Origin of the sequence: Actinoplanes awajinensis subsp. mycoplanecinus, from assembly GCF_001509495.1 — a bacterium.
Taxonomy (GTDB): domain Bacteria; phylum Actinomycetota; class Actinomycetes; order Mycobacteriales; family Micromonosporaceae; genus Actinoplanes; species Actinoplanes palleronii.
Genome location: NZ_LLZH01000025.1, coordinates 75030 through 100975 on the forward strand (window position 1 = coordinate 75030; position 25946 = coordinate 100975).

Here is a 25946-nt window from a genome sequence, read left to right on the forward strand (position 1 = left end):
CCCGCATCAGGTGCCCAGCGGGTAGCTCGACGCGTAGGTCGCGGCGGCTTCCGGCTCGGTCTCGGCCTTCGCCGGGTCGGCCATCATCGGGTTGTTGGTGTCCAGGTCGCCGACCGCGAACTGGATCATCATGTCACTGTCCTCGTGCACCAGGTTGTGGCAGTGCGTCATGTAACGGCCACCGGCGTTGCCGTCTCCCGTGGTGAACTGCATGAGCGCGGTGACCGTCTCGTTCTCGCCGAGGTAGAAGACGTCCTTGCCGCCACCCTCCCAGGCGTGCGCCCTGCCGTCCGGGGTGCTGTTCCGGGCGATGATCTTGGCGTCGATCAGGTGGATGTGGAACGAGTGATACCAACCGCCGGACTCGTTGACCAGCTCCCAGATCTCCACGTCGTACGGCTTGGGGTTGCCCAGCACCCGCGTGAAGCCGGAGTCCTCGACGTCCGCCCAGGTCTCCCCGTTGACCGTCCACTCGCCGTGCTTGCGCTCGACGCGCAGCCGGCGCCGGGCGGTGGCCATCTCCGGCGTCAGCTTGTTGACCTCGACGGCGCCGCGGTTCGCGAACGGCTGCGGGCCGAGGTCCAGCGTCGTGGGGATCTGGTACGTGTCCGCCGGGCCGGCGTCGGCCACCACCTCGAACTGCATGATCTTGCCGGTGTTGGCGAAGTCGACGTTGTTCTTGTTGCTCAGGTTCTTCAGCTCGATCTTCGTACCGGCCTTGTACTTCCGGAAGTCGATCAGGATCTCGTAGCGCTCGGCGCCACCCTGCCGGAACGACGCCACCGCGTTCACCTTCGGCGTCATGCCGGCGTCGGTGCCCACGATGTAGATCGGGTCGCCGGTGCTCAGCGCGTACCGGAAGGACCGGGAGATGCTGGCGGCCAGCACCCGGAACCGGTAGACCCGCGGCTTGACCTTCATCTTGGGCCACGGCACGCCGTTGACCAGGATCACGTCACCCATGAAACCGGCGTTGCCGTCCGGCTCGAACGCGACCGAGCCGTCCGCGTTGAACGCGATGTCGCTGACCACCAGCGGGACGTCGAACTCGTCCTGCGGCAACTGGGCGGTCTCGTACGGATCCTTCAGGTGGTACTGGGCGGCCAGGCCGGAGTACACGTTCTCGGCGGTGTCCCCATGGTTGTGGTCGTGGTACCAAAGGGTCCGGCCCTGCTGCCAGTTCGGGTACTTGTACGTCTTCACCTGACCGGGTTTCGTCTGATCGTTGGCGTAGCCGTCGTACTGCGGCAGGGAGGCGGAGCCGTGCAGGTGGGTGACCGTGCTGAAGGGCCGCCCGGTGAGGGTGTTGACGTTCGACAGGGCGTTGCAGATCCGGACCTCGGTCCGGGTGCCCTGCCGCACCCGGATGGTCGGGCCCGGGAAGATCCCGTTGTAGCCGGCGATCGTGGTGGTCAGGCCGGGCACCATGCTCGCCCTGCCCAGCTTCTGGGTGAGGCAGTACTTCTGGAACGGGCCCTTCTCGTCGACGCCCTCGGCGTCCGGCATCAGCACCGGCGGCCGCCGGAACATGGTCGTGTACGGCGTCGGCATGTTCTTGGACGAGAGCTTGCTGGACGCCGCGACAACCTCGCCGCCGGCCGTCATCACGAGCAGACCGCCACCACCGAGCGCGAGCGCGCCCTTGAGCAGCCCACGACGGCTCAGACTCTCGTTGACCATCGGACACCTCTTCTTCCCAGGGTTCACACAGGGAGCCAGAACCTAGAAAGAGACGCTGAGGGGTTCCGTTGGTGATGCTGAGGCCCGGCGGTTCTCAACTCCGGCCCGATTCTGGCGATCCACAGAACGTGGGATTGCTGGTCAAGGTTCTGGGACAACTCACCGTCGTCGACAGCGACGGCGGGCTGCTGCCGGCCGGTGAGCTGCCCCGCCGGGCCCGTCAGGTGCTGGCCGTGCTGGCCGCCCGGCACGACCGGATCCAGTCCAAGGACGCGCTGGCCGACGCGGTCTGGGGCGAGGACCTGCCCGGCAACCACGCCGGCGCGCTGGAGCACTACGTCTCGGTGATCCGCCGCCGGCTGCAGCCACAGGGCTCGCCGGCCACCTGGTTCATCGTCACCCGCAGCGGCGGCTACCTGTTCGACACCGGCCGGGCCGCGCTCGACCTGGCCGGCCTGCGGCAGGCGGTGCGCAAGCTGGACACCCTGACGCCGGGCGACCCGGAGCAGCTGCGGGTGCACGAGCAGATCCTGGGACTGGCCCGGGAGCTGCCGTTCCCGGAGGACCCGTACGCCGACTGGGCCGAACCGGTCCGCGGCGAGGTGTCGGTCGCCGCGGTGAACGCCCTGCTCAAGCTCTCCTCGGCGGCGCTGGCCGAGGACCCGCCGCGGTCGTTGCGGCTGGCGCAGGAGGCGGTCGAGCTCAACCCGTTCCTGGAGTCCGGCTACCACGCCGCGATGACCGCCGCGGTGGCGATGGGCCGCCCGGACGACGCGCTGCGCATCTTCGAACGCTGCCGCCAGGTGCTCGACAGTGAGCTGGGTGTGGCGCCGTCGGCTGAACTGGCCCAGATCAAACGGGCCGTGCTGGCCAGCCGCTCCTCGGATCTCGCCGCGCCCGCGCCGGCACCGCAGACCATTCCGACGGTACGGACATCCACCGCCCCCCACGAGCGCTTCCTCGGCCGGCTCACCGAGATCCGGCTGATGGTCGAGCCGCAGACCCCGCCGGTGGTGCACATCGTCGGGCCGAGCGGGGCCGGCAAGTCGGCGTTCCTGGCCGAGCTGGGCCGGCACACCCCGGGCCGGATCGGCATCGGCGACGCCGGCCCGGCGGTCGGGGTGCTGCGCCTGTCCTGGCTGCGCAGCGTGCTCACCGACCTGGAGGCGTCCCCGGCGGCGATCGAGGCGGTCGACCGGGCGCTCCCCGACCACCCGCTGGGCCAGGCCGAGCTGGAGCTGATCGCGGCCACCTTCGAACGGCCCGAGCAGGTGTTCCTGGCCGTCGACGACGCCCGTGACCTGGACGCCTCCAGCGTGGCCGAGCTGGCCTGGCTGAGCCGGCACTGCCCGGCGCTGCGGATCGTGCTGGCCTACGAGTACCCGTCGCAGATCACCGGCCGGCCGCTCGCCGGTCTGGGCACCCCGGTGGTGATGCGGCTGAGCCCGCTCACCGCCGAGGAGCTGGAACCGCTCGCCACCCCCGGCGTCCGCGAGCTGACCGGCGGCATCCCGGCGCTGGTCGCGGTGGCCCGGCGACCGCGCGCGGTGGCCGACGCGGTGGCCATGCAGGTGGCCCGGCGGCGCACCGAGTGGATGGCCCCGCCGGCCTGGGAGATGCTGCGGGTCTGCGCGGTGCTCGGTGACCTCGGGGCGTCCGAGCTGGCGGTGCTCACCGGCCACTCGGTGACCGACGTGCTGACCTGCGTCGACGCGCTGGTGCACGCGCACCTGCTGAACGAGTGCGCGGACGGCAAGGTCGGTCACGCCAGCGCCCTGGTCCGGGACGCGGTGGCCGCCCAGGTCTCCGCCGCGACGGTGCTCTACCTGCGCAAACAGCTAGCGGCGGCCTCCTGATCTCTTCGATCGGGAAGCCGCCGCCGGCCGAGGTCCCGGCTGGCTCCCAGGGGTGCCTCATCGCGCTCGAGGCACCCCTGAGAGCCAGCCGAGAACCCGTCAGTTGGTGACGGTGACCGGGAACGCCAGCTGCCGGCCGCCGGTCGTGGTGACCAGGCTGACGGTCGTGACGGCGCCCGGGACCGGGCCGGTGACCCGGATGCTGAGCGCGCCCGCGGCGTCCACCGCGGCCGTGCCGATCACCCGGCCGGTGAGCGTGTCACCCAGCACCGCGGTGACCCGTTGGCCGGCGATCAGGGTGCTGGTCGCCGCGATCCGCCATTCGTTGTTGCCGGTCCGGTAGCGGACCGTGATCCCGGTCAGGCTCTCCACCTGCGGCCGGACCGTGACCCGGTCGGTGGCCGTGCCGTTCGGGTTGGTCACCGTCAGCTCGAGCACCACCGGGATGTTGTCGTAGACGTAGGCCGGGTTCGGGCCGGGCGCGGCGGGCAGGGCCTGCAGCGGGTAGGTGAAGGTCGGCTTCGCCGACGCGGCGCCGGCGAGGGTCACGGCCGGTCCGGAGATCTGCCGCCAGGCGTACGTCTCGGCGCCGGTCGACACCGTGCCGTCCAGGGTGACCACCCTGCCGCGGACCACGGTCTGATCCGCGCCCGCCTCGGCGGTGGGCAGCGCCGCCGCCACCACGGTGAGGGTGACCGTGGCGGGCACGCCCTGGCCGCCCGGGCCGGTCACGGTCAACGCGAACGCGTACGTGCCGGGTGCGGCCGGCTTGAACGACGCGGCCGCGGTGGTCGCGCCGGTCAGGGTGACCGCCGGGCCGGAGATCTGGGTCCACCGGTACGTGTCGATCTCACCGGCCGAACCGGTGCCGTCCAGCTTCACGGTCTGCCCGGCCACCGCGACCGGGTCCGCGGTGGCCGCCGCGACCGGGGCGTCCGGGCCGAAGACCGCACCCGAGCCGGCCAGCGCCGCGGTGGCCGTGCCGCCACCGGACGAGGTGACCGTGACACTGGCCGGCGGCGCGAACACACCGGTGAACGGTGTGTTGGTGATCGGGCCGTACCCGGTCACGCTCAGCACGCCGGGGGTGGCGTCCTGGTCGCTGCTGGTGGCCGTGACGGTCAGGGTGTGCGCGTCGGCGTCGTACCGGGCGGTGCCGACCTGCACCACGTCGACCAGCTTGCGGGCCTTGCGGGCGACCGGGCGGTCCGAGGCGTTGAGCACCTCGATCGTCGCGCCGGACGGCAGCGGGCCGGTGAGCGGGAACCGGCCGTAGTAGTGGCCGTTCGAGCCGCGCAGCCGGGTGCCGCGAATGCCGAGGGCCGGGTTGGTGGCGATCTCGACGGCCTGGCCGGGTTCGCTCGTCGCGTACACCTCGACCACGCCGGTGCCGTCCGCGCCGGTGCTGTAGGTGGCCTGGTCGAGGTCGACGCCGGCGTTCGTGGCGTACCGGCCCTGGACGCTGAACAGGTCGGTGAAGCCGAGCTGGGCCAGCACCGCGCCGGACGACGGGTCGAGCTCCTCGATCCGGACGAAGTTCGTGCTGTAAGGGCTGCCCACCACCTTGTGGTCGACACCCGGGTCACCGGTGTAGCCGGCCGGGGCGGCCGGGGTCACCGCCGGATCCCACTTCAGGAACGGGCCGATCCGGCTGTTCAGCGCCTGCCCGAACGCGCCCGGCGTGGTGCCGACGTCCTCGGTCATCCGCACACCCTTGTCGGTCGCGGTCAGGTCGTCCACGCCGTACGGATGGGTGATTTTGAAACGCCGGCCGGCCGCGGCGTCGAAGCGGATCCGGACCCGGCCGAAGACCATCTGGTCGCCGTTGATGACCGCCTCGTTGGCCCAGGCGCCCTCGAGGTCCAGGCCGATCGTGGCGCGGGTGCCGTCGGTGAGCGTCACCGTCGCGCCGGCGAGCTGGTAGAAGAACTCGCCGGGGAAGTTGCCCGGGTACGAGACCGGCTGGTCGGGGTCCGGGACCTCGTCCGGAAGGGTGGCGCAGAGCGGGTCGTCGAGCGTCGTGCAGGCTTCGAGGCGGGCCCCGGTGCTGTCCCGGTACCAGGACGGGAAACCGTGCTCGGCGATCGGACCGACCTGGCTGAGCCGGCCGTCGCGAGGGTTGGGCGGGGTGACCACGGTGGCGGCGGCGCTCCCCGCGAGCGGCGCGATCACCGCCAGGGTCACGCCGGCCGCGATGGACCACCGGGCGAGCTGCTTTTTCATCGGACTCCTCAGGCAACGCAGGGAACCGACACCTTGAGGTCCGCCTCGTTGGAACGCCTCACGGAAACCTGAGTGATTCCTGAGTCCTTTCTGGCAAAACCCTTGGGGTACGAGATCCGTACCGGGTCCGGCACTTAACCGGTCAAGTACACTATGGAGCGGTCTGCCGACTGCGCTCGGCTGAACCGTGGCCGGATAAGCTCAGCGACGACTCATACCGCCACCGGCGGGGACAGAGGAGATCTTGAGTGAAACGGCCCACGATTGCGGACATCGCCCGGCGAGCGGGTGTGTCCAAGGGTGCCGTGTCGTACGCGCTCAACGGTCAGCCCGGCGTCTCCGACACCACCCGCAAGCGGATCCTCGCCATCGCGCAGGAGATCGGCTTCAACGCCAACAGCGCCGCCCGGGCCCTCTCCGGTGCACGCGCCCGCGCGGTCGGGCTGACCCTGTGCCGGCCGGCCCGGATCCTCGGCATCGAGCCCTGGTTCATGGGCCTGATCAGCGGTTTCGAGGCCGAGCTTGGTGCGCAGTCCTACGCGCTGACCCTGCAGGTGGTGGCCACCCCCGAGCAGGAGGTGGAGGTCTACCGCCGCTGGTGGGGTGAGCGCCGGATCGACGGCGTGATCGTCACCGACCTGCGGGAGAACGACCTGCGGATCCCGGTGCTGCACCAGCTCCAGCTGCCCGCCGTGGTGATCGGCGGCTCCGGCGAGGAGAGCCCGGTCACCCAGATCTGGTCCGACGACGGCGGCGCGATCACCGAGGCGGTGCGCTACCTGGTCGCCCTCGGCCACTCCCGGATCGCCCGGGTCAGCGGTGTGCCCGACCTGCTGCACACCCAGGTGCGGACGAAGGCGTTCAACGAGGTGTGCGCGTCCCTCGGGCTCAGCGACGCGATCACGGTGCCGGCCGACTACACCGGCGAGGAGGGCAGCCGGGCCACCCGGCGGCTGCTGATCGGTGGCGACCGGCCCACCGCGATCATCTACGACAACGACGTGATGGCGGTGGCCGGCCTGGCCGTGGCGCAGGAGATGGGGCTGTCGGTGCCCGGCGACCTGTCGATCGTGGCCTGGGACGACTCGCCGCTGTGCAGCCTGGTGCACCCGCCGCTGACCGCGCTGAGCCGGGACGTCTCCGGCTACGGCGCGCAGGCCGCGCGGGAGCTGCTGAACGCGATCGACGGCAAGAAAGTCGGCAACGTCAAGGCGCAGACCGCGCACCTGACGCCGCGGGGCAGCACGGCGCCGCCGCGCACCTGATTCCTTGTTCCTGACCTCTTGCTGACCGCTTTTTCTCACTGACCGCGGGGCCGCTCACTGACCGCGTTCCGCGCGGTGGCTGTCCAGGTACGCCTCGATCCGCTCGGCCGGGGCCGGGCGTTCCAGCGCGAAGCCCTGGCCGTACCGGCAGCCGGCCGCGGCGGCCCGCTCGATCTGCTCCGGCGTCTCCAGACCCTTGGCCACGATCTCCAGCCCGATCCGGCGGGCCAGGCTGACCACCACGTCCAGCACCGCCGGGCCGCCACCCGCGGTCGGCTCCGACGCCGCGCCGACCAGCACCGCGTTGAGCTTCAGCATGTCCACCGGCAGCCGGCGCAGGTGCGACAGCGAGGTCTGCCCGGCGCCGAAGTCGTCGAGCGCCGCGCGGACGCCCAGCTTGCGCAGCCCGGACAGGGCCGCCACGATGGCCGGCACGTCCTCGGCGATCCAGGTCTCGGCGACCTCGACGACAAGTCGTTCCGGCGCCAGGCCGTACCGCCGCAGGGTGGTGGCGACCCGCTCCGGGAACCGGGCGGTGAGCAGCTCCCGCGGCCCGACGTTCACCGACAGCCAGAAGTCGTCGTCACCGCCGGCCCAGGTGCTCAGGTGCCGGCAGGCCTCGTCCAGCACCCACTCGTCCAGCTCGGCGGTGATGCCCAGGGCCGCGGCGATCGGCAGGATCTCATCCGGGAGGATCGTGCCGAGCTCCGGGTGCCGCCAGCGCAGCAGCGCCTCGACACCGACCGGCCGGCCGTCGCGCAACCCGGTCACCGGCTGGAAGACCAGGTCCAGCTCACCCCGGCCGGCCGCGCCGAGCAGCTGGTGCTCGAGCTCCATCCGGCGGTGCAGCTGGATCTCGACGTCCGGGTCGTACCACTCCACCCGGTCCGGGCCGAGCTGGCAGGCGCGCTGGCGGGCCAGGTCGGCGTGCCGCAGCACCTCGTCCGAGTCGGCGGCACCGGACAACTCGGCAAGGCCCACGCTGGTGTGCAGGCAGGCCTCGGCGCCGGGCAGCTGATACGCCTCGCCCAGGGCGGTGACGATCCGGGTGGCCAGGGCGTACGCGGGAACCGCCGACTCGGTGGTGAGCACCGCGAACTCGTCACCGGCGAGCCGGGCCGGCACGTCCTCGCCGCCGATCAGCGCCCGCAGCCGGCGGGCCACCTCGATCAGCACGGCGTCGCCGACCTCGCGGCCCCGGGAGTCGTTCACCTCGGCCAGCCCGTGCAGGTCGATCACCAGCAGGGTGCCGTGCTGCCCGGCCTTGCGCCGCAGCGCCAGCAGGTCCCGCATCAGCGCGCGCCGGTTCGCCAGGCCGGTGAGCTGGTCGAGGTAGGCCAGCCGGTGCAGGGTGCGCTCCAGGTGCCGGCGCTCCCCGACGTCGCGGACGTGCACCACCAGCGCGGCCACCTCGGGCACACCGCGCTGGTCGGAGATCGTCGACTCGGTGTCCCGCCAGAGCTGGGCTCCGTCCCGCATCCGGGCGCTGACCAGCACCGGCGGGCCGCCCTCGTGCTCACCGGCGAGCACCGAGCCGATCACCGCGAGCGCGTCCGCGGCGTCCTCCGGGTGGATCAGCTCGCCGAACCCCCGGCCCACCACCTCGTCGTCGCGCAGCCCGAAGAGCCGGGCCGCGGCCGGCGACTGCCATCCGACGACGAGTTGCTCGTCCAGCACCAGGGTCAGGTCGGTGGCGCCGGCCACCAGCGACCGGAAGTGCGCCTCGGCGACGCGCAGCCGGCCCGCGTAGCGCCGGATGTCCCGGACCACCAGCAGCTCCCGCATCACCAGGACGCTCACCATCACCAGACCGAAAATGATCCCCTCGGTGTCGAACCCGGGCCCGGTCACCAGGTGCCACACCGCGGCGATCACGCCGATCGCGGCCGGGATCGCCAGCAGCGGATAACTCGCCAGGTACTGATCCGGGTTGCGCGGCCGGGCCGGCGGCACCGGCAGATCCCGGCGCGACCCACCGGCGACGGCTGCGGCCAGACCGGCCACCATCGGAAGACCCAGCAACGGTACGGCCGGGCCGGCCACGTCCAGCGCCACCACCTCGGCCAGCGCCGCGAGCGAGGCCAGCACCAGCGCCGCACCGGAGCCGCACCAGACCGCCGGCACCGGCCGGGGACGGGCCCGCAGCACGACGACGGTGACGATCGAGACGCCCCCGGCGGCGATCAGCACGGCCGGCAGCGCGGCCGGCCGATCCTGGCCGTCCGGGGGGATCAGATACGCCGCGAAGCCCAGACTGACCCCGAGCCCGACACCGTCGAACGCGCGCCGCAACCGGACCGGCCAGTTCCGCGCCGCGCCGGGCAGCAGCGAGGCGCCGAGCACGTAACAGCCGGTGGCCAGGCCCAGCCCGGCGGTCACCCAGCCGACCGTGTTCGACGGCGCCCACCAGGGCACCAGCACGGTCAGCGCGGTGGCCAGCGCGCCCATCCCGACGAAGCCGGCACCCCGGCAGGCCACGAACGACCGATCGGTGTGATGGATGTCCAGGGCGGTACGCACCAGGTAGGCGGAGGCGCCGAGACCGGCCGCGCCCACGCCGACGGCGAGCGCGAGCGCGCCGGGCAGCAGACCGGTGGCACCGGCGAGCAGGATCAGAACGGCCACCACGACGGCGGCGAGCAGAGCCGCCCGGCCGGGTATCCGGGACCGGGCCGGCGTCGGAGACGACACAGCCACGACAAGGTCCTCTGCGTTCATGCCGGGGGGTCGGCTCCCGACGGGCGGGGCGGAACAAGAGGTCGTTGCATCCGGACAACGAATCGTCACCGGATCGGGTTACGGGCGGCCCTCCCCGGATCGTCGACCATGGACGGACCGGGGTCAACTCGGGGCTCGGAGAAAGTTCCCGGGCATCGAGTGGGAGGATGGAAACGTGAGTAGACGCCCCACCGTCCGGGTCCGCCAGTCCGGTACCGCGCTGGTGGCCGCCGGGATCGCGTTCGTCGGCACCGTGCCGTTCGCCGGTGGCACCCCGGCACTGGCCCCGCTGCTGCTGATCCCGCTGGCCGTGCTGGCCTGGGCCTGGCGTGCCGGCACCGACGTCTTCCCGGACGAGTTGGTGGTGCGCGCCCTGATCGGCGGCAGCCGGGTGCCCTGGGACCGGATCACCGAGCTCGCCCCGGATCGCCGGGGCCGGGTCTCCGCGCTGCTGGACAACGGCAACACGATCCGGCTGACCGGCATCACCCGGGACAACCTGCACCTGGTGCTGGCCGCCGCCGGCAAGTCCGCCACCGCCGACGACGACGCCGACGTGGAGCCCGAACCAGCCACCGCGGAGCAGTGACGTTCCCTCCCGGGAACTGACAGGGGGCACGGTTACCCTGGTCGGCAGACAAGCTGAGAGGGGTGGTTCAGCCGTGCGTTCCCGCCGGGGCCGTGCCGCGGTCGCGTCACTCGCCGTCGTGCTCGCCCTGACCTCCGGCTGCAGCTTCGGCCCGCCCGGGCCGGACGAGGCCGGAAGCGCGCCCAACCTGCCCGGCCCGTCGGTCGCGCCGACCGCCAGCGCCGACGCCGGCGATCAGGAGATCGCGGTCACCGTGCTGGCCAAGGGCCTCGAGGTGCCGTGGGGCATCGCCTTCCTGCCGGACGGGTCAGCTCTGGTCACCGAGCGCGACACCGGCCGGATCCTGAAGGTCGGGCCGGAGTCGGACGCCGACGGCCTCAAGGTCACTGAGGCGGACCGCCTCGCCGAGGTGCGCTCCTCCGGCGACGGCGGCCTGCTCGGCATCGCCGTCTCGCCGAAGTACGCGACCGACAAGACGCTGTACGTCTACTACTCCACCGCCACCGACAACCGGATCGGCAAGCTGGTCCTGGGCAGGACGCTGCAGCCGATCCTGACCGGCATCCCGCGCTCGCTGGAGCAGAACGGCGGCGCGCTCGCGTTCGGCCCGGACGGTTACCTCTACGCCGGGACCGGCGACGGCACACCCACCGGCACACTCGCGCAGAACCCGAAGAGCCTCGGCGGCAAGATCCTGCGGATGACCACGGCCGGCAAGCCGGCGCCGGGCAACCCGGCGAAGAACTCGCTGGTCTGGACGTCCGGCCACCGCAACGTGCAGGGTCTGACCTGGGACGCGACGAAGCGGATGTTCGCCACCGAGAGCACCCAGCCCCGGTTCACCGAGCTGAACGTGGTGCGCAAGGGGAAGAACTACGGCTGGCCCAAGGCCGACGGCACGGCCGGCGTCGCCAAGTTCACCGACCCGATGATCACCTGGCCGACCGCTCAGGCGTCGTGCGGCGGGGTCGCCGCGCTGGAGACCCTGGTGGCCACCGCCTGCCTGCTCGGCAAGCGGGTCTACCTGCTCAACGTCACCGGCAACGGCACCATCCTGGGCAAGGCCCAGGAGCTGCTGACCGACAAGTACGGCCGGCTGCGTGCGCTGGTCACCGCGCCGGACGGATCCCTCTGGGTGAGCACCTCCAACCAGGAGGACGCCGGCGAGCCGGATCCGGAGGACGACCGGTTGATCCGGCTCGTCTTTTCGGACGGCGGCGCCGGCCGGAGTTGAGATCGGCATGACAGTTTCGGCTCGTGCCCGGCGGGGCAGGTGATGGCTGGTGACTGACCTCCCGGCCTCGGCCCCCGCACCGTGGCGCCGACGCCTGCACGCCGCATCCGGCCGTACCGTCCGGGTGTGGCGGCACCGCTGGTTCCGGAACACCCGGATCGGCGCCGCCGTCGCCCTGGTCAGCATCGCCGCCTCGATCATCGGGGTGATGCTGTTCGCGCACGCCGGCATCAACGTGGGCCCGTTCCGCGCCGAGATGTCGATCCGCCCTACCCTCGTCGGCGGCACCGAGGTGGACATCCCGCCGCTGGGCTCGCTGCACCTGGACAGCCACCGGGGGACGCTGCACCTCAAGGTCGCGCTCGGCTCGCTCGACCAGAGCCGCACCGAGGAGCTGATCGACAACCCGACGGCGATCAGCTCGGCCGGCGACCGGGCCGTCGAGGAGGTCACCGCGGGCGTGTCCCGGCTCGCTCTTCGTACGGTGGGATTGGCCGTGCTCAGCGCGATCCTGGCGGCGGCGTTGATCTTCCGCAGTGTCCGCCGCACCGCGGCGGCCGGGGTGACCGCGCTGGTGGTCAGCGCCGGCAGCATCGGGCTGGCCGCGGCCACCATCCGGCCGGACGCGATCAGCGAACCGCGCTACGAGGGCCTGCTGGTCAACGCCCCGGCGGTGGTCGGTGACGCCCGGCGGATCGCCGACAACTACGGCCGGTACGCCGAGCAGCTCCAGCAGATCGTCAGCAACGTGAGCCGCCTCTACACCACCATCTCGGCGCTGCCGGTCTACGAGCCGGCCGGCAACACCACGCGCCTGCTGCACGTCTCCGACCTGCACCTGAACCCGTCGTCGTGGGGCCTGATCCGCACCGTGGTGGAGACCTTCGACATCGACGCGGTGATCGACACCGGCGACATGGTCGACTGGGGCAGCGGCGCCGAGACGTCCTACGTCTCCTCGATCCCGTCGATCAAGGTCCCGTACATCTACGTCCGCGGCAACCACGACTCGGTGGCCATCCAGTCCGCGGTCGCCCGCCAGCGCAACGCGATCGTCCTCGACGACAAGGTCACCACCATCGACGGCGTGACCATCGCCGGCATCGGCGACCCGCAGTTCACCCCGGACAAGAGCGAGAGCAACGCGGCCGGCGACAACTCCGGCGACGAGCTGCTCACCGCCACCGGCGAACGCCTGGCCACCACGATCCGTGCCGGCGGCACGAAGGTGGACATCGCGCTGGTCCACGACCCGGCGATGGCCCAGCCGCTGTCCGGGCTGGTCCCGCTGGTCCTCGCCGGGCACAAGCACCAGCGCTCGGTGGCCATGCTCCCGGCACCGGCCCCGGCCACCCCGGACCCGTCGGCGAGCGGGTCGGCCGCACCGTCGCCGTCCACGTCCGCGGCGTTCCAGGCCCCGATGCCGACCCGGCTGATGGTCGAGGGCTCCACCGGCGGCGCCGGCCTGCGCGGGCTGGAGAAGGAGGAGCCGACGCCGCTGTCGCTCTCGGTCCTCTACTTCGACGAGAACCACACCCTGAAGGCCTACGACGACATCCAGCTGGGCGGCACCGGCCAGTCCAACGTCGAGATGCAGCGCAACGTCATCGGCATCGGCGAGGAGCCGGCCCCCACGGCCACCCCGTCGGCCCCGTCCAGCCAGCCCATCCGCTGACCCGGCCCGCGGTCCGATCCGCTGACCCGATCCGCTGACCCGGCTCCCGCCGGGCACCACGCGAGCCGGCTGCCACACCGGACCGCAGCGCGCCTCCCGCCCCCGGCTGGTTCCCAGGGGTGTGTCAAGCCTCGGGACACACCCCTGAGGGCCAGCCGTGCTTCTCAGCCCGGGGTGAGCGCGGCGAGGAACGGCTCGGCCGCGGCGCGCGGGGTGATCAGGGCGAGGCTGGAGCCGTCGGCGAAGGCGATTCGCAGCTTGCCGTCCGGGAAACCGGCCCAGGACGGCCGCGGGCCCTGCCACTGCCGGCTCAGCGGGCGCAGCGGGCCGGTCGGCGGCCGGAACTGGGCGTCGTCGGCCGCTTCCCGGCTGCGCCGCAGCAGCCAGCCCGGAATGCTCAGCAACGAGTCCGGCTTCGGCTCGGGCGTCTTGACGAACAGGATCAGCCGCTGGTCGGTGACCGCGAGCAGGCAGGCGCCCCGGTCGGCCGGCAGCCGCCCGTCCAGTTGCGCCGCCAGGCTGCCGGGCGGGCCGTCGACGACGCCGGCGCGGCTGCCCTGGTACGCGTCCGGACCGGAGTCGAGGCCGGCCGCTTGCAGGGCGAGCCCCTCGGCCAGCCGCTTCGGGTTCAGCTCCTGCCGGGTCACCTCGCCCGCGGTCGGCGCGACGTGCACCCGGGTGGCCCACACCGCCGCCTGAAACGTCTCGCCGGGCTGCAGGTGCTCGGCGACGCGGGTCCGGACCTCGGCCTGAGGATCAGAAGCGGTCATCACGGCTCCAGGGCGGCGATGAAGGCTCCGGCCTCGGACGCCGCGGCACCGAACGCGACGCCAGAGCCGTCGGCGAACATCACTCCGAGCTGCGGCGGCTGGTCGGCGGACAACCCGGCCCAGACCGGCCGCGGGCCCTGCCACAGCTGGGGCAGCGACGTGATCGGCCGATTGTTCGGGTGGAAGGCGTGACCGAAATCGTTCGCCATCTTCTTCAACGACGCGGGCACGTCCCGCCACGAGCTCAGTGGCGGGAGCCATTCCCCGGCCGGGGGAAGAAACGACTCCGGTCCCTCGGTCAGCACCATCAGCCGCCGGTCGGTGAGGATCAGGATGCGGCCGGCGCCGTCTATCGGGAAACTGCCGTCCAGTTGAGCCGCCAGGCTGCCGGGCGCTCCGTCGACCACGCCACGCCGATCCTGGAACCGCCGGCGCTTCTGCGCATCGGATTCACCGGCGACGAACACATCCGCCCATGCGTCCTCCGCGATCGCCTTGGGGTTCAGCTCCCGCCGGATCCACTGACCCGGCGTGGTCCGGTCTTTGATCCGGGCCGCCCAGACCGCGGCCTGGAACGTCTCGCCGGGCGGCAGTTGCTCGGCGACGTGGGCGCGGATCCGCGCCCGTTTCTGCGCGAAGAGCCACGCGGGTGACTCCGGTCCGTCCTCCATGACCATCCTCTCGTCAGGCCGCATCGGCGACACGCGCCGTGCCGATCAGGGCGGTCACGGCACCCGGTCCGCGACGGGATCGACGTACTCGCTGACCGTGCTGCGGAAACCGCCGTCGCCGTCGATACCGCTGCGCCGGTCGTCGTACTCGTCGGCGGCGGCGTCCATGACGAGGTCCTCGGCGGCCTGCAGGGGTTGGCCGATGATGGAGCCGTCGAGGCCGGTGACGAGTTTGAGCCCGGTCTTCAGCCAATGTTTGGGGCCATACAGTTTGTCGAACGTCCAAGCGGCGACCTTGGACATGCCTCCGGCCGCCTTGAGGCCCTCGATGTATATCCGATACGACACCAGGATCTTGCGGAGCGCCAGGACATATTTGCCGGCCCTGGCGGCTTCGACAGCTGCCGTGGCCATCTCGGACGCCGTGATCACGCCCTCGGAGACTCCAGCGGTGAAGGCGGCGAGTGCATGCTTGGCGATCTCCTGGATGATCAGCCACTCGACGAGCTCCCGGATGATCTCCTTGATCACCTCTTCGATGTTGCGCAGGTCCATGGCACGGTCGCGCAGGCCATCGGCGGTGTTCAGCATGTCGAGCGCGGCCGCGTCCAGGCCCTCCACCAGTTGGTTGATCCGCGCGGCGTACGCGTCGGCGGCCGAGCCCGTCCACTCGGCCCTCAGCGACGCCAGGTCGGTACGCTGCTGACCGGCCATCTCCTTGACCGACTGAGCGGCAGTCGTCCAAGTGGCGGCGTGCTGCTCCAATTGGTCCGGATCCCCGGCAACCAACTCCAGGAGTTCCAGCAACGGAGCCACGAACGGATACAGCACCGCGTCGAGGACCGTGTTGACGCCCTGACTCATCGGGGTGGTCACATTGCTGACGGCGTCCCGGGTGTTCTGGAAACCCTCGGCGATGTCCTTGCCGGTCATGGCAGTCTCCCCTGCAGGCCGGTCATCTCCTCGGCGTTGTATGTGTCCACACCGTCGTACTGCTCGGCGCAGAACTCCAGTCCGGCGGCCACGTCGCTGAGCATCCGAGTCAGTTCCTCCAGCCCGGTGGCTTCCTTCTCCACCCAGGCCCGGTAGGACGCCTCCGCGTCGCCACCGAGCTTGCCGAACGCGTCACCGGCCGTCGCCGCACCGCGCACCCCGCAGGCCAGCTCCGAGGCCAGGTCCGCCATCCGGGTCTGCAGGTCCCGAGAAGCCCGCAGCCGGTCGGTCTCGACATGCAGTGGCTCTCCGCTCATCGGCCGGATCCCGCCAGTCCCTCAGCGGCCGTGCGCAGACCGTCCGGATCGAGTCGAGACGCCAGGATCGCGTTCACGTCGAACTCGCCACCGACCGCGGCCTGAACCGCACCCGCGTACTCCGTGTCCGCTCGTCGGGCCGCTTCCCGTTGGGTCCGCAGAATGGTGGCGGCCAGTTCCTCTGGGCCGAGCAGCAGAGAGTTCCGGCTCAGCGTCAGATCGACGATGTTCCCACCCGGAGCCACGACCGCGGTGACACCGTCCTGCTCGGACCGCCCCAGGAAGCGTTCCGGGTCGTCCTGAAGGCTGCTCAGCGCGCCCAGCCGTTGCTGGGTGTCACTCACCAGCTTGCTGAACCACTCCTGCGTCGCATCGCTGACCATAGTCGTCTCCCCCGGTATTCAGGCCCCGGCCAGTATTCACATTCGGACAGGGCACGGGCCACCCCGGTCCGATCCGTGACATGACGACGATCGCCCGGCTCCGGTTGACACCGGGCCGGGCGAATGGTCGTACGGAAAAATCAGGCGCCGAGGCGGGACAGGATGAGGTCGCGGACGGTCTTGGCGTCGGCCTGGCCTCGCGTGGTCTTCATGACCGCGCCCACCAGCGCACCGGCGGCGGCCACCTTGCCGTCGCGGATCTTCGCGGCGATGTCCGGGTTGGCGGCGATGGCCTCGTCGACAGCGGTCTGCAGCGCGCCGGTGTCGGAGACCACGCCGAGCCCGCGGGCCGCCATCACCGTTGCCGGGTCACCCTCGCCGGCCACCACGCCCTCCAGGACCTGGCGGGCCAGCTTGTCGTTCAGCTTGCCGCCGTCGACCAGCTTCTGCAGGGCCGCGACGTGTGCCGGGGTGGCGCCCACCTCGGACAGCTCGACGCCCAGCTCGTTGGCGCGGCGGGCCAGCTCGCCCAGCCACCACTTACGAGCGCCGGCCGGGGTCGCGCCCGCGGCGATGGTCTCCTCGATCAGCTCGACGGCACCGGCGTTCGTCGCCGACTGCATGTCGAGCTCGGTCATCCCCCACTCCTCGCGGAGGCGGGCCCGCTTCACGCTCGGCTTCTCCGGGAGCGCCGCCTTCAGCTCGGCGACCCAGGCCGGGTCGGGCGCGATCGGGACCAGGTCGGGCTCGGGGAAGTAGCGGTAGTCGGTCGCGGTCTCCTTGGAGCGGCCCGGACGGGTGTCGCCGGTGGTCTCCTGGAAGTGCCGGGTCTCCTGGAAGATCCGGACGCCCTCGTTGAGCAGACCGGCCTGGCGGATGACCTCGGAACGGACCGCGCGCTCGACCGAGCGGAGCGAGTTGACGTTCTTGGTCTCGGTGCGGGTGCCCCACTCCTCGCCGGGCAGGTTCAGCGAGGTGTTCACGTCGCAGCGCATCGAGCCCTGCTCCATGCGCACGTCGGAGACGTCCAGCGCGCGGATGATGTCGCGCAGCTCGGCGACATACGCCTTGGCGATCTCCGGGGCGAGCGCGCCCAGGCCGGGGACCGGCTTGGTGACGATCTCGACGAGCGGGATGCCGGCCCGGTTGTAGTCGACGAGCGACTCGGTGGCGCCGTGGATGCGACCGGTGGCGCCGCCGACGTGCAGCGTCTTGCCGGTGTCCTCCTCCAGGTGCACCCGCTCGATGCCGATCCGGTACTCCTTGCCGTCCACGGTGACGTCGACGTAGCCGTCGACGCAGAGCGGCTCGTCGTACTGGGAGGTCTGGAAGTTCTTCGGCATGTCCGGGTAGAAGTAGTTCTTCCGGGCCATCCGGCACCACTCGGCGATGCTGCAGTTCAGCGCGAGGCCGATCCGGATGGTCGCCTCGATGCCGGCGCGGTTGGCGACCGGCAGGGCGCCGGGCAGCGCCAGGCAGACCGGGCAGACCTGGGTGTTCGGCTCGGCGCCGAAGTCGGTCTTGCAACCGCAGAACATCTTGGTCTTGGTGCCCAGCTCGACGTGCGTCTCCAGGCCGATGACCGGCTCGTAGCGACTGATGGCGTCGTCGTAGGACGGCAGCGCGATGGTGGTCATGTGCTTCGGCTCCGGCTCACTGCGGCATCGGGTATTCGGACAGACGACCAGCCTAGTCGCCCGGTATGACGCCGCGTCGCCGGGTTTACTCCCCGCGCCGCGACGATCTTCCCGATAGCGTCGCGGGCATGGACCGTCATCTCGCCGTCGTGGCCCTCGCCGCGACGGTTCTGTGCGCCGGCTGCACGAGCAGGCCGGCGCCCTCCACGGCCACTGATGCCTGGCGGGGCGGCCTGTCCACCCCGGTCGCCGACACGCTGTATCCCGAGCACGGCAACCCCGGCCTGGACGTTCTGCACTACGACCTGAAGCTCGACTGGCAGCCCGCCTCGAAGGTGCTCACCGGCGTCGCCACGCTGCGCGTCCGCCCCGTCGTCGCGGCCTCGTCGATCGTGCTGGACTTCGCGAACCTGGCCGTCGACACGGTGACCGTCGACGACGCGCCGGCCACCGGCACGCTCGCTGATCAGAAACTGACAGTGCCCGCGACCCTCGTCGCCGACCGGCCGGTGACCCTCGTCGTCGGGTACCACGGCACGCCGGAGCCGGTGTCGTACCCGTCGCGCCGTGGTGACGCCAAGGAGGGCGTGGGCCTGCGGCCGGCGAAGGGCGGTGGCCTGTGGACCATGCAGGAGCCGTGGGGCGCGCTGACCTGGTACCCGGCCAACGAGCTGATCTCCGACGAGGCGCTGTACGACATCGCGGTCACCGTCCCCGAGGGCTGGGCCGCGGTGGCGAGCGGCACACCGGGCCCGGTGGACGGCACCACCTACCGGTACACCTCGGCCGACCCGGTGGCCACCTACCTGACCACCCTCGCCGTGGACAGATATCAGAAGGTCACCGCGACCGGCCCGCACGGGCTCCCGCTCACCTACTGGGTGGTCCCGGAGACCGACGACAAGCTCCTGACCGAGCTGAAGAAGTCGCCGAAGATGCTGACCTGGCTGGAGAGCAAACTCGGCAGGTACCCGTTCGAGACGGCCGGCGCCCTGGTCAACGGCTCGATCTCGGCGATGGAGACCCAGCAGATGCTGAGCCTGGGCCGGCCCGGCGGCTCGTGGAGCGAGGACACCCGGCGCTGGTTCGAACAGACCCTGGTCCACGAGTACGCCCACCAGTGGTTCGGCGACGCGGTCACCCCGAGCACCTGGACCGACCTGTGGCTCAACGAGGGCTTCGCCCAGTACATGCAGTACCTCTACGAGCAGGAAATCGACGGGTTCAGCGACGCCGCCCTGGAGACGTTCCTCCGCGGACGCGACGCCCAGCTGCGCAAGTCGGTCGGCCCGCCGGGCAAGCCGAAAGCCGCCAACTTCGCCGAGAGCAACGTCTACGTCTGCGGCGCCGCGATGCTCAAGGAACTGAACGACGCCCTCGGCGACACGGAGTTCTTCGCGCTGATGACGGCCTGGGTCGCCGAGCACAGGAACACGAACCAGGACCGTGCCGCGTTCATCACGTTCGTCGAGGCACGGACCGGCACGGACTTCAGCGAGCTGATCAACGCCTGGCTGGACTCCCCCACCACCCCGGCATGACGGCGCCGGCGCGACCAGGTGGCCGCGCCGGCGCCTTTCACAACCCGATCAGAGTACGGGCGGGGTCAGCGTGCCCAGGGCCGACTCCAGGGCGCCGGCGACCCGGTACATCCGGTCGTCGGCGAGGGTCGGTGCCATGATCTGGAAGCCGACCGGCAGGCCCTCGGAGAGCCCGCACGGGACCGAGATGGCCGGGCCGCCGTAGAGGTTCGTCGGGATGGTGAACAGGTCGGCGAGGTACATCTGGTACGGGTCCGAGGTGCGCGACCCGAACGGGAAGGCCACGAACGGCGTGGTCGGCGAGACCAGCACGTCCACCTTCGCGAACGCGGCCTCGAAGTCCCGGGTGATCAGGGTCCGGACCTTCTGCGCCTGGCCGTAGTACGCGTCGTAGTACCCGCTGGACAGCGCGTACGTACCCAGAATGATCCGGCGCTTGACCTCGGGGCCGAAGCCCTCGTCCCGGGTCAGCGACATGACCTCCTCGAGCGAGCGGCTGCCGTCGTCGCCGGAGCGCAGGCCGTACCGGACGCCGTCGAAGCGGGCCAGGTTCGAGGACGCCTCGCTCGGGGCGATCAGGTAGTACGCCGGGAGGGCGTACTGGAAGTTCGGGCAGGACACCTCGACGACCTCGGCGCCCAGCTTGACCAGCGCCTCGAGCGACTCCTGGAAGGCGGCCAGCACACCCGGCTCGGAGCCGTCGCCGGTGAACTCCTTGACCAGGCCGAGCTTCACGCCGGTCAGGTCACCCTGCAGGCCACGGCGGGCGGCCGCGACGACGTCCGGCACCGGGCTCGGGATCGACGTGGAGTCCCGCGGGTCGTGGCCGGCGATCACCGCGTGCAGCAGCGCGGTGTCCTCGACGGTCCGGCCGCACGGGCCCGGGGTGTCCAGCGAGGAGGAGAACGCGATCAGGCCGTACCGGGAGGTGCCGCCGTAGGTCGGCTTCGCGCCGACCGTGCCGGTGACCGCGCCCGGCTGCCGGATCGAGCCACCGGTGTCGGTGCCGATGGCCAGCGGAGCCTCGTACGCCGCCAGGGCCGCGGCCGAGCCACCGCCCGAGCCACCCGGGATGCGGCCCAGGTCCCACGGGTTGTTCGTCGGGCCGTACGCGCTGTACTCCGTGGAGGAGCCCATCGCGAACTCGTCCATGTTGGTCTTGCCGAGGATCGGCAGGCCGGCCTGCTTGAGACGCTCGACGATGGTCGCGTCGTACGGCGGCTTCCACCCCTCGAGGATCTTCGACGCCGCGGTGGTCGGGATGCCCTTGGTGGTCACCACGTCCTTGACCGCGATCGGCACCCCGGCCAGCGGGCCGGTGATCTCGCCGTCGTCGACCCGCTTGGCGGCCGCGAGCGCACCCTCGCGGTCCACGTGCAGGAACGCGTGCACGCGCTCGTCAACCGCGGCGATCCGGTCGAGGTGCGCGGTGGTCACCTCGACCGCCGACACCTCGCGCTTCGCGATCAGCGCGCTGAGTGACGCCGCCGTCATCCTGGTCAGGTCGCTCACGATCAGTCCTCCTCGTCCAGGATGCGCGGCACCCGGAACCGGCCCTCGTACGCGTCCGGAGCGCCGGAGAGCGCCTCCTCGTGCGTCAGGCTCGGCTGGGGAACGTCGTCGCGGTACACGTTGGTCAGCGGGACCGAGTGCGAGGTCGGCGGGACGTCGTCCGCCGCCACCTCACCGATACGCGCGACCGACTGCAGGATCACGTCGAGCTGTCCCGCGAAACGGTCGAGTTCCTCTTCGGTCACGGCGAGCCGCGACAGGCGCGCCAGATGCGCTACCTCTTCGCGGGAGATGGCGGCCATCGTTGCTCCCTCATAATTTCATCGACTGCGTGCGTGCCGTCACCGAGTCTATTTCGCCGGGATCCACGGCCCGCGCAGAACCCCTGGCCGTACCGGCCGGTAGCGGCCCAGCCACTCGGCCAGTTCGGCGGCCGGCATCGGCCGGGCGTGGAACCAGCCCTGCGCGGCGTGGCATCCGGCCGCCGCGAGCAGCCGCCAGGTGACCTCGTCCTCGACCCCCTCGGCCACCGCACGCAGGCCCAACGAGTCGGCCAGCCCGATCACCGAGCGGACGATCGCGGCGTCACCGCGGTCCTCGGCCATGCCCAGCACGAACGACCTGTCGATCTTCACCTCGGAGAGCGGCAGCCGCCGCAGGTGCTGCAGCGAGGAGTACCCGGTGCCGAAGTCGTCCAGCGAGATCGCCACGCCCATCCGGTCCAGCCGGGTGATGGTGTCCAGCACCCGGTGCGGGTCGGCCATCAGCGCGCTCTCGGTGATCTCCAGTTGAAGCAGGTCGGACGGCACCTCGTGCTCGCGCAGCAGCCGGGCGACCCGGTCGGCGACGTCACCGGCGTGCAGGTCGCGGGCGCTCACGTTGACCGCGGCGCGCAGCGGCGTCTCCGCCGTACGCCACGCCGCGAGCTGGGCCACCACCTCGTCCAGCACCCTGGCGGTGAGCAGCCGCATCACCGGGGTCGGCTCGGCCACCCGGAGCAGCTCCTCCGGGCCGACCAGGCCGCGCTTCGGGTGCTTCCAGCGCAGCAGCGCCTCCACGCCGACCACCTCGCCGGTCGCGATGGCGATCTGCGGCTGGTAATAGAGCACTATCCCGTCGTCGGCCGGGTCCCGGCGCAGCGCGGCCCGCAGGTCGGCGAGCAGGGCCAGCCGGTCCGGTGAGGCGTGCGGTGCGTCCGGGCCGTGCACCGCGACCTGGTCGCCGCGCTGCTTCGCCTCGTACATCGCGGACTCGGCCTCGCGCAGCAGGGTGGCGCCGTCGCGGCGGCCGGACTGCAGCGCGATCCCGATCGAGGCGGTCACCTCGACCGGGGTGCCGTCCATCGGGAACGGCAGGCTCAGCGCCTCGGTCAGGTGCTCGGCGATCCGCCGGGCCGACGCGGCGCCCTCGACCCGGGTGGCGAGCACCGCGAACTCGTCGCCGCCGAGCCGGACCACCAGGTCGTGCCGGGGCACCGCGGCGGCGAGCCGGTCGGCGACCCGGGCCAGCAGCCGGTCGCCGGCGCCGTGGCCGAGCGCGTCGTTGACCGTGCGGAACCGGTCCAGGTCGAGCAGGAGCAGGGCGCGCTGCCGGTCCGGGCCGCGCTCGGACATGGTGGCCTGCAGGGCGCGGCGGTTCGGCAGGCCGGTGAGCGCGTCGACCCGGCCGGCCCGCTCGGACTCGCCGGCCCAGCGGACCATCCGCTGCACCGCGTGCACGGCCAGCAGCGACATCGGCAGCAGGGCCGGGCTGATCTGGGCGGCGAGCAGCAGGAGCGGGGCCAGCGACAGGAGCGCGGCGGTGCCGAACAGGTCGGCACGGGCGCGGCGCCGGGGGCGGGTGCGCCGTTCCGAGGTGCAGCGCCGGGCCACGGCGGCCACCGCGTACCGGGCGGCGATCCAGGCGGCGGCCGCGGCGCAGGTCAGCGCCGCGTCGCGGAGGTCCGGCCGGAGCGCGATCCGCCAGTTCGCCAGCTCGGCCACCAGCGCGGCGGCGCCCAGTCCCGCGATGTGCTGCAGCGCGAGGTGCACGGAGCGCAGGACCGAATGCCGCATGCGTACGCCGGCGACCGTCACCGCGATCAGCTGCACGGTCAGCGCCGGGGCGAACCCCCAGGCCAGCACGATGGCGAAGGTGAAGCAGATGGACGGCAGGATCACCCGGCTGACCCGGTGACCGGGCAACGGGTGCGGCCGGGCGTCGGCCACCACCGCGAGCGCCGCCATGATCCAGTAGGCCGGGGGCAGGGTGCGGAACGCGCCGGGGTCGGTGCCCCAGAGCAGCAGGCCGGCCGCCAGGGACAGTCCCGTGGTGATCAGCAGCGCGCGGCGCCGCCGGGAGGCGGAGGCAGCCGTACGCGGACGTGCGGCATCCATATACGACCTCCACGATGGCTTCGATCACCGATCGTCTACACGATAGATCCACATGGTGCGTTTACCACCAAAGCGCCTACCTGTTATCAAATCGGCATAAGCCTCCAAACGCACAATTCACCCATGCGCGTGACGGGCCGGGCGCCCACGATCGGGGTCGCCCAGCCCGTTCTCAGGCCGGATCGCCGGCCGGGACGTCGGCCCGGGGGTTCACTCCGGGTCGCCGGACGCGGCGCCGGTCGGTGCGGCGGTCGCGCCCTCCGCCACCGCCCGAGCCGCGTCCGGGCCCTCGGCGAGCAGGACCCCGAAGCCGGTCTCGTCGAGCACCGGCACCTTCAGGCTGACCGCCTTGTCGTATTTGCTGCCCGGGTTGTCGCCGACCACCACGAAGCCGGTCTTCTTCGACACCGAGCCGCTCACCTTGCCGCCCCGCGAGGTGACCGCCTCGGCCGCCTGGTCCCGGGTGAAACCGGCGAGGGTGCCGGTGACCACCACGGACAGGCCCTCCAGCGGACGCGGCCCGCTCTCGACCCGCTCGTCGGCCATCGTCACGCCGGCCTCGCGCCACTTACGGATGATCTCCCGGTGCCACGGCACGGTGAACCACTCCCGAAGGCTGTCCGCGATGATCGGCCCGACCCCGTCGACCGCCGCCAGCGGATCGACGGCCTTGGCCTTCCGCTTGACCCGCTCGACCTCCGCAGGCGAGGCCACCTCGGCCGAAGCCGCTTCACCCGAAGCCGAAGCCGTCTCCGAGGCAGAATCCGAATCCGGCGGCGCCTCACCGGCGGACTCCGAGACCGCTGCCGCCTCCGCCGTGGCCGCCACCACCTCCGGCTGCGCCGCCGTCCGGGCCAGCACCTCCTCCAGCGCGGTCATCGACCCGTACTCCCGGGCCAGCGCCTCCGCCGCCGTCGGCCCGACGTGCCGGATCGACAGCGCGATCAGCACCCGGGCGAACGGCCGGGACTTCGCCTCTTCGAGACTCTGCAGCATCTTTCCGGCGTTGGTGCCGAGGTTGCCGTCCTGGTTGACGAAGAACGGCACCCGCCGGAGGTCGTCCTCGGTCAGCGCGAACAGGTCACCCTCGTTGTGCAGCACCCCCGAGTCGAGCAGGGCCCGCGCCGCCTTCTCGCCGAACACCTCGATGTCCAGCACCGCCCGGCTGCCCAGCGAACTCAACCGCTCGCGCAGCTGACCCGGGCAGGACTCGCTGTTGGGACAGCGGATGTCGACGTCGCCCTCCTTGGCCGCCGCCAGCGTCGTGCCGCAGTCCGGGCACTCGGTGGGCATCACGAACGGACGGGCGTCGTCCGGACGCAGATCCATCACCGGGCCGAGGATCTCCGGGATCACGTCACCGGCTTTGCGCAGCACCACGGTGTCGCCGATCAGCACACCCTTGCGGACCACCTCTTGCGCGTTGTGCAGGGTGGCCTGGGCGACCACGGAACCGGCCACCTGCACCGGCTTCAACACGGCATACGGCGTCACCCGGCCGGTGCGGCCGACGTTCACCGCGATGTCCAGCAGCTCGGTGGTGACCTCTTCCGGCGGGTACTTGAACGCGATCGCCCAGCGCGGCGCCCGGCTGGTCGACCCGAGCCGGCCCTGGATCGCCACCGAGTCGACCTTGATCACCACACCGTCGATCTCGTGCTCGACGTCGTGCCGATGCTCGCCGTAGTACTCGATGAACTGCCGGACCCCGGCCACGTCGTCGACGAGTTTCCACCGCGTGCTGGTGGGCAGGCCCCAGGCCTTCAGCGACTCGTAGGCGTGCGACTGGGACGTGGGGGTGAAGCCCTCCCGGGCACCGATGCCGTGCACCACCATCCGCAGTCCCCGGGACGCGGTGATCCGCGGATCTTTCTGCCGGAGGCTGCCCGCGGCGGTGTTCCGCGGGTTCGCGTACAGCGGCTTGCCCTGCTCGCCGAGCGCCGCGTTGAGGTCGGCGAACGCCTCGGCCGGGAAGTAGATCTCACCCCGCACCTCGAGCAGGTCGGGCACATCGTCGCCGGTCAGCCGCTCCGGGATGTCCCGGAGCGTGCGCACGTTCGGTGTCACGTCGTCGCCTCGGCGCCCGTCACCACGAACGGCGCCACGGACCAGGCGCCCCTTCTCGTAGGTCAGGTTGATGGCCAGGCCGTCGACCTTGAGCTCGCAGAGGAACTGCACCGGGCCGCCGGCGTCGCGCGTCGTCTTCTCCGCCCAGTCGGTCAGCTGGTCGAAGGTGAAGACGTTGTCCAGCGACAGCATCCGCTCGGCGTGCTCGACCGTCGGGAAGTCGCTGGAGAACGTGCCGCCCACGTTCTGCGTCGGCGAGTCCGGGGTGCGCAGCACCGGGAACTCCTCCTCCAGCGCCTCCAGCTCCCGCAACAGCACGTCGAACTGCCCGTCCGCGATGATCGGCGCGTCGAGCACGTAATACCGATACTGATGATCACGAATCTCGTCGGCGAGCTCGGCGTGCCGCGCGGCAGCCGACGCGCTGGGTGAAGTCACCGCAAACCTCCGTGTGTGCGAACCTAGAACGCACGCTAGTCGCACCCCCTGACAAAACCGGG

General features: G+C 71.7%; 19 protein-coding genes. 6 read left to right on the forward strand and 13 right to left on the reverse strand.

All coding sequences use genetic code 11. The features are described 5' to 3' along the window. Window positions 1-6: 6 nt before the first annotated feature. Window positions 7-1680, reverse strand: a complete 1674-nt coding sequence (locus tag ADL15_RS06425) for a multicopper oxidase family protein (RefSeq protein ID WP_067685683.1) — start codon at window positions 1678-1680, stop codon at window positions 7-9. A gap of 128 nt (window positions 1681-1808) precedes the next feature. On the opposite strand from ADL15_RS06425, the gene ADL15_RS06430 reads away from it, so the two are divergent. Beyond that, entirely contained in the window at window positions 1809-3536 is a 1728-nt protein-coding gene (locus ADL15_RS06430; protein WP_198170594.1) for a BTAD domain-containing putative transcriptional regulator, read from the forward strand. A gap of 99 nt (window positions 3537-3635) precedes the next feature. On the opposite strand, the gene ADL15_RS06435 is transcribed toward ADL15_RS06430, so the two are convergent. After that, complete coding sequence (locus ADL15_RS06435) at window positions 3636-5759, reverse strand: PKD domain-containing protein (protein ID WP_067685687.1); 2124 nt, start codon at window positions 5757-5759, stop codon at window positions 3636-3638. 248 nt (window positions 5760-6007) lie between these two features. Between ADL15_RS06435 and ADL15_RS06440 the strand changes: the two genes are divergently transcribed. Next, window positions 6008-7024: a LacI family DNA-binding transcriptional regulator gene (locus ADL15_RS06440; protein ID WP_067685689.1), complete on the forward strand. Its 1017-nt coding sequence runs from the start codon at window positions 6008-6010 to the stop codon at window positions 7022-7024. A 54-nt stretch (window positions 7025-7078) separates the two neighbouring features. On the opposite strand, the gene ADL15_RS06445 is transcribed toward ADL15_RS06440, so the two are convergent. Next, the gene (locus ADL15_RS06445; RefSeq protein WP_067685691.1) at window positions 7079-9721 is read right to left on the reverse strand and encodes a putative bifunctional diguanylate cyclase/phosphodiesterase; all 2643 of its coding nucleotides are present in this window, start codon (window positions 9719-9721) and stop codon (window positions 7079-7081) included. 196 nt (window positions 9722-9917) lie between these two features. Here ADL15_RS06445 and ADL15_RS06450 point away from each other — a divergent pair, with 196 nt between their 5' ends. From ADL15_RS06450 to ADL15_RS06460, 3 genes are all read left to right on the forward strand, one after another. After that, on the forward strand, window positions 9918-10331 hold the full coding sequence (locus ADL15_RS06450; RefSeq protein ID WP_067685692.1) for a PH domain-containing protein: 414 nt from the start codon (window positions 9918-9920) through the stop codon (window positions 10329-10331). Between the two features lie 73 nt (window positions 10332-10404). Next, on the forward strand, window positions 10405-11565 hold the full coding sequence (locus ADL15_RS06455; RefSeq protein WP_067685694.1) for a PQQ-dependent sugar dehydrogenase: 1161 nt from the start codon (window positions 10405-10407) through the stop codon (window positions 11563-11565). A gap of 49 nt (window positions 11566-11614) precedes the next feature. After that, complete coding sequence (locus ADL15_RS06460) at window positions 11615-13240, forward strand: metallophosphoesterase family protein (protein WP_067685696.1); 1626 nt, start codon at window positions 11615-11617, stop codon at window positions 13238-13240. 164 nt (window positions 13241-13404) lie between these two features. Here the strand turns inward: ADL15_RS06460 and ADL15_RS06465 are convergent, their stop codons facing one another. The 6 genes from ADL15_RS06465 to gatB all read right to left on the reverse strand — a co-directional run bounded on the left by ADL15_RS06465 (window position 13405) and on the right by gatB (window position 17951). Then, window positions 13405-14010: a hypothetical protein gene (locus tag ADL15_RS06465; protein ID WP_067685698.1), complete on the reverse strand. Its 606-nt coding sequence runs from the start codon at window positions 14008-14010 to the stop codon at window positions 13405-13407. After that, entirely contained in the window at window positions 14010-14681 is a 672-nt protein-coding gene (locus ADL15_RS06470) for a hypothetical protein (RefSeq protein WP_067685699.1), read from the reverse strand. The genes ADL15_RS06465 and ADL15_RS06470 overlap by 1 nt, the downstream gene beginning before the upstream one ends. Before the next feature lie 54 nt (window positions 14682-14735). After that, window positions 14736-15614, reverse strand: coding sequence for a WXG100 family type VII secretion target (locus ADL15_RS06475; RefSeq protein WP_067685700.1), 879 nt, complete (start codon window positions 15612-15614; stop codon window positions 14736-14738). Beyond that, the gene (locus ADL15_RS06480; RefSeq protein WP_067685702.1) at window positions 15611-15931 is read right to left on the reverse strand and encodes a type VII secretion target; all 321 of its coding nucleotides are present in this window, start codon (window positions 15929-15931) and stop codon (window positions 15611-15613) included. Before ADL15_RS06480 ends, ADL15_RS06475 begins: the two co-directional genes overlap by 4 nt. Then, window positions 15928-16314 carry a hypothetical protein gene (locus ADL15_RS06485; RefSeq protein ID WP_067685704.1) on the reverse strand — a complete coding sequence of 129 codons (387 nt, stop codon included), beginning with the start codon at window positions 16312-16314 and terminating at the stop codon, window positions 15928-15930. The genes ADL15_RS06480 and ADL15_RS06485 overlap by 4 nt, the downstream gene beginning before the upstream one ends. A 140-nt stretch (window positions 16315-16454) precedes the next feature. Then, window positions 16455-17951 carry an Asp-tRNA(Asn)/Glu-tRNA(Gln) amidotransferase subunit GatB gene (gene gatB, locus ADL15_RS06490; protein ID WP_067685706.1) on the reverse strand — a complete coding sequence of 499 codons (1497 nt, stop codon included), beginning with the start codon at window positions 17949-17951 and terminating at the stop codon, window positions 16455-16457. A 128-nt stretch (window positions 17952-18079) separates the two neighbouring features. Between gatB and ADL15_RS06495 the strand changes: the two genes are divergently transcribed. Continuing rightward, the gene (locus tag ADL15_RS06495) at window positions 18080-19492 is read left to right on the forward strand and encodes a M1 family metallopeptidase (protein WP_067685709.1); all 1413 of its coding nucleotides are present in this window, start codon (window positions 18080-18082) and stop codon (window positions 19490-19492) included. A gap of 48 nt (window positions 19493-19540) precedes the next feature. Here the strand turns inward: ADL15_RS06495 and gatA are convergent, their stop codons facing one another. The 4 genes from gatA to ligA form a co-directional block, all read right to left on the reverse strand. Further along, window positions 19541-21004 (reverse strand): Asp-tRNA(Asn)/Glu-tRNA(Gln) amidotransferase subunit GatA, encoded by a 1464-nt coding sequence (gene gatA, locus ADL15_RS06500; RefSeq protein WP_067685711.1) that lies wholly within the window; start codon window positions 21002-21004, stop codon window positions 19541-19543. A gap of 2 nt (window positions 21005-21006) precedes the next feature. Beyond that, on the reverse strand, window positions 21007-21306 hold the full coding sequence (gene gatC, locus ADL15_RS06505) for an Asp-tRNA(Asn)/Glu-tRNA(Gln) amidotransferase subunit GatC (RefSeq protein ID WP_067685713.1): 300 nt from the start codon (window positions 21304-21306) through the stop codon (window positions 21007-21009). A gap of 48 nt (window positions 21307-21354) precedes the next feature. Continuing rightward, window positions 21355-23379, reverse strand: a complete 2025-nt coding sequence (locus ADL15_RS06510) for a putative bifunctional diguanylate cyclase/phosphodiesterase (protein WP_067685715.1) — start codon at window positions 23377-23379, stop codon at window positions 21355-21357. 210 nt (window positions 23380-23589) lie between these two features. Next, the gene (ligA, locus tag ADL15_RS06515; RefSeq protein ID WP_067685717.1) at window positions 23590-25929 is read right to left on the reverse strand and encodes an NAD-dependent DNA ligase LigA; all 2340 of its coding nucleotides are present in this window, start codon (window positions 25927-25929) and stop codon (window positions 23590-23592) included. Window positions 25930-25946: the final 17 nt, after the last annotated feature.

What these genes read in the sequence shown, in the direction of transcription:
- ADL15_RS06475 (WP_067685700.1), bottom strand. Translation starts at nt 15,614, where the DNA reads ATGACCGGCAAGGACATCGCCGAGGGTTTCCAGAACACCCGGGACGCC.
- gatB (WP_067685706.1), bottom strand. Translation starts at nt 17,951, where the DNA reads ATGACCACCATCGCGCTGCCGTCCTACGACGACGCCATCAGTCGCTAC.
- ADL15_RS06480 (WP_067685702.1), bottom strand. Translation starts at nt 15,931, where the DNA reads ATGAGCGGAGAGCCACTGCATGTCGAGACCGACCGGCTGCGGGCTTCT.
- ADL15_RS06435 (WP_067685687.1), bottom strand. Translation starts at nt 5,759, where the DNA reads ATGAAAAAGCAGCTCGCCCGGTGGTCCATCGCGGCCGGCGTGACCCTG.
- ADL15_RS06485 (WP_067685704.1), bottom strand. Translation starts at nt 16,314, where the DNA reads ATGGTCAGCGATGCGACGCAGGAGTGGTTCAGCAAGCTGGTGAGTGAC.
- gatC (WP_067685713.1), bottom strand. Translation starts at nt 21,306, where the DNA reads ATGGCCGCCATCTCCCGCGAAGAGGTAGCGCATCTGGCGCGCCTGTCG.
- ADL15_RS06465 (WP_067685698.1), bottom strand. Translation starts at nt 14,010, where the DNA reads ATGACCGCTTCTGATCCTCAGGCCGAGGTCCGGACCCGCGTCGCCGAG.
- ADL15_RS06510 (WP_067685715.1), bottom strand. Translation starts at nt 23,379, where the DNA reads ATGGATGCCGCACGTCCGCGTACGGCTGCCTCCGCCTCCCGGCGGCGC.
- ADL15_RS06495 (WP_067685709.1), top strand. Translation starts at nt 18,080, where the DNA reads ATGGACCGTCATCTCGCCGTCGTGGCCCTCGCCGCGACGGTTCTGTGC.
- ADL15_RS06470 (WP_067685699.1), bottom strand. Translation starts at nt 14,681, where the DNA reads ATGGAGGACGGACCGGAGTCACCCGCGTGGCTCTTCGCGCAGAAACGG.
- ADL15_RS06425 (WP_067685683.1), bottom strand. Translation starts at nt 1,680, where the DNA reads ATGGTCAACGAGAGTCTGAGCCGTCGTGGGCTGCTCAAGGGCGCGCTC.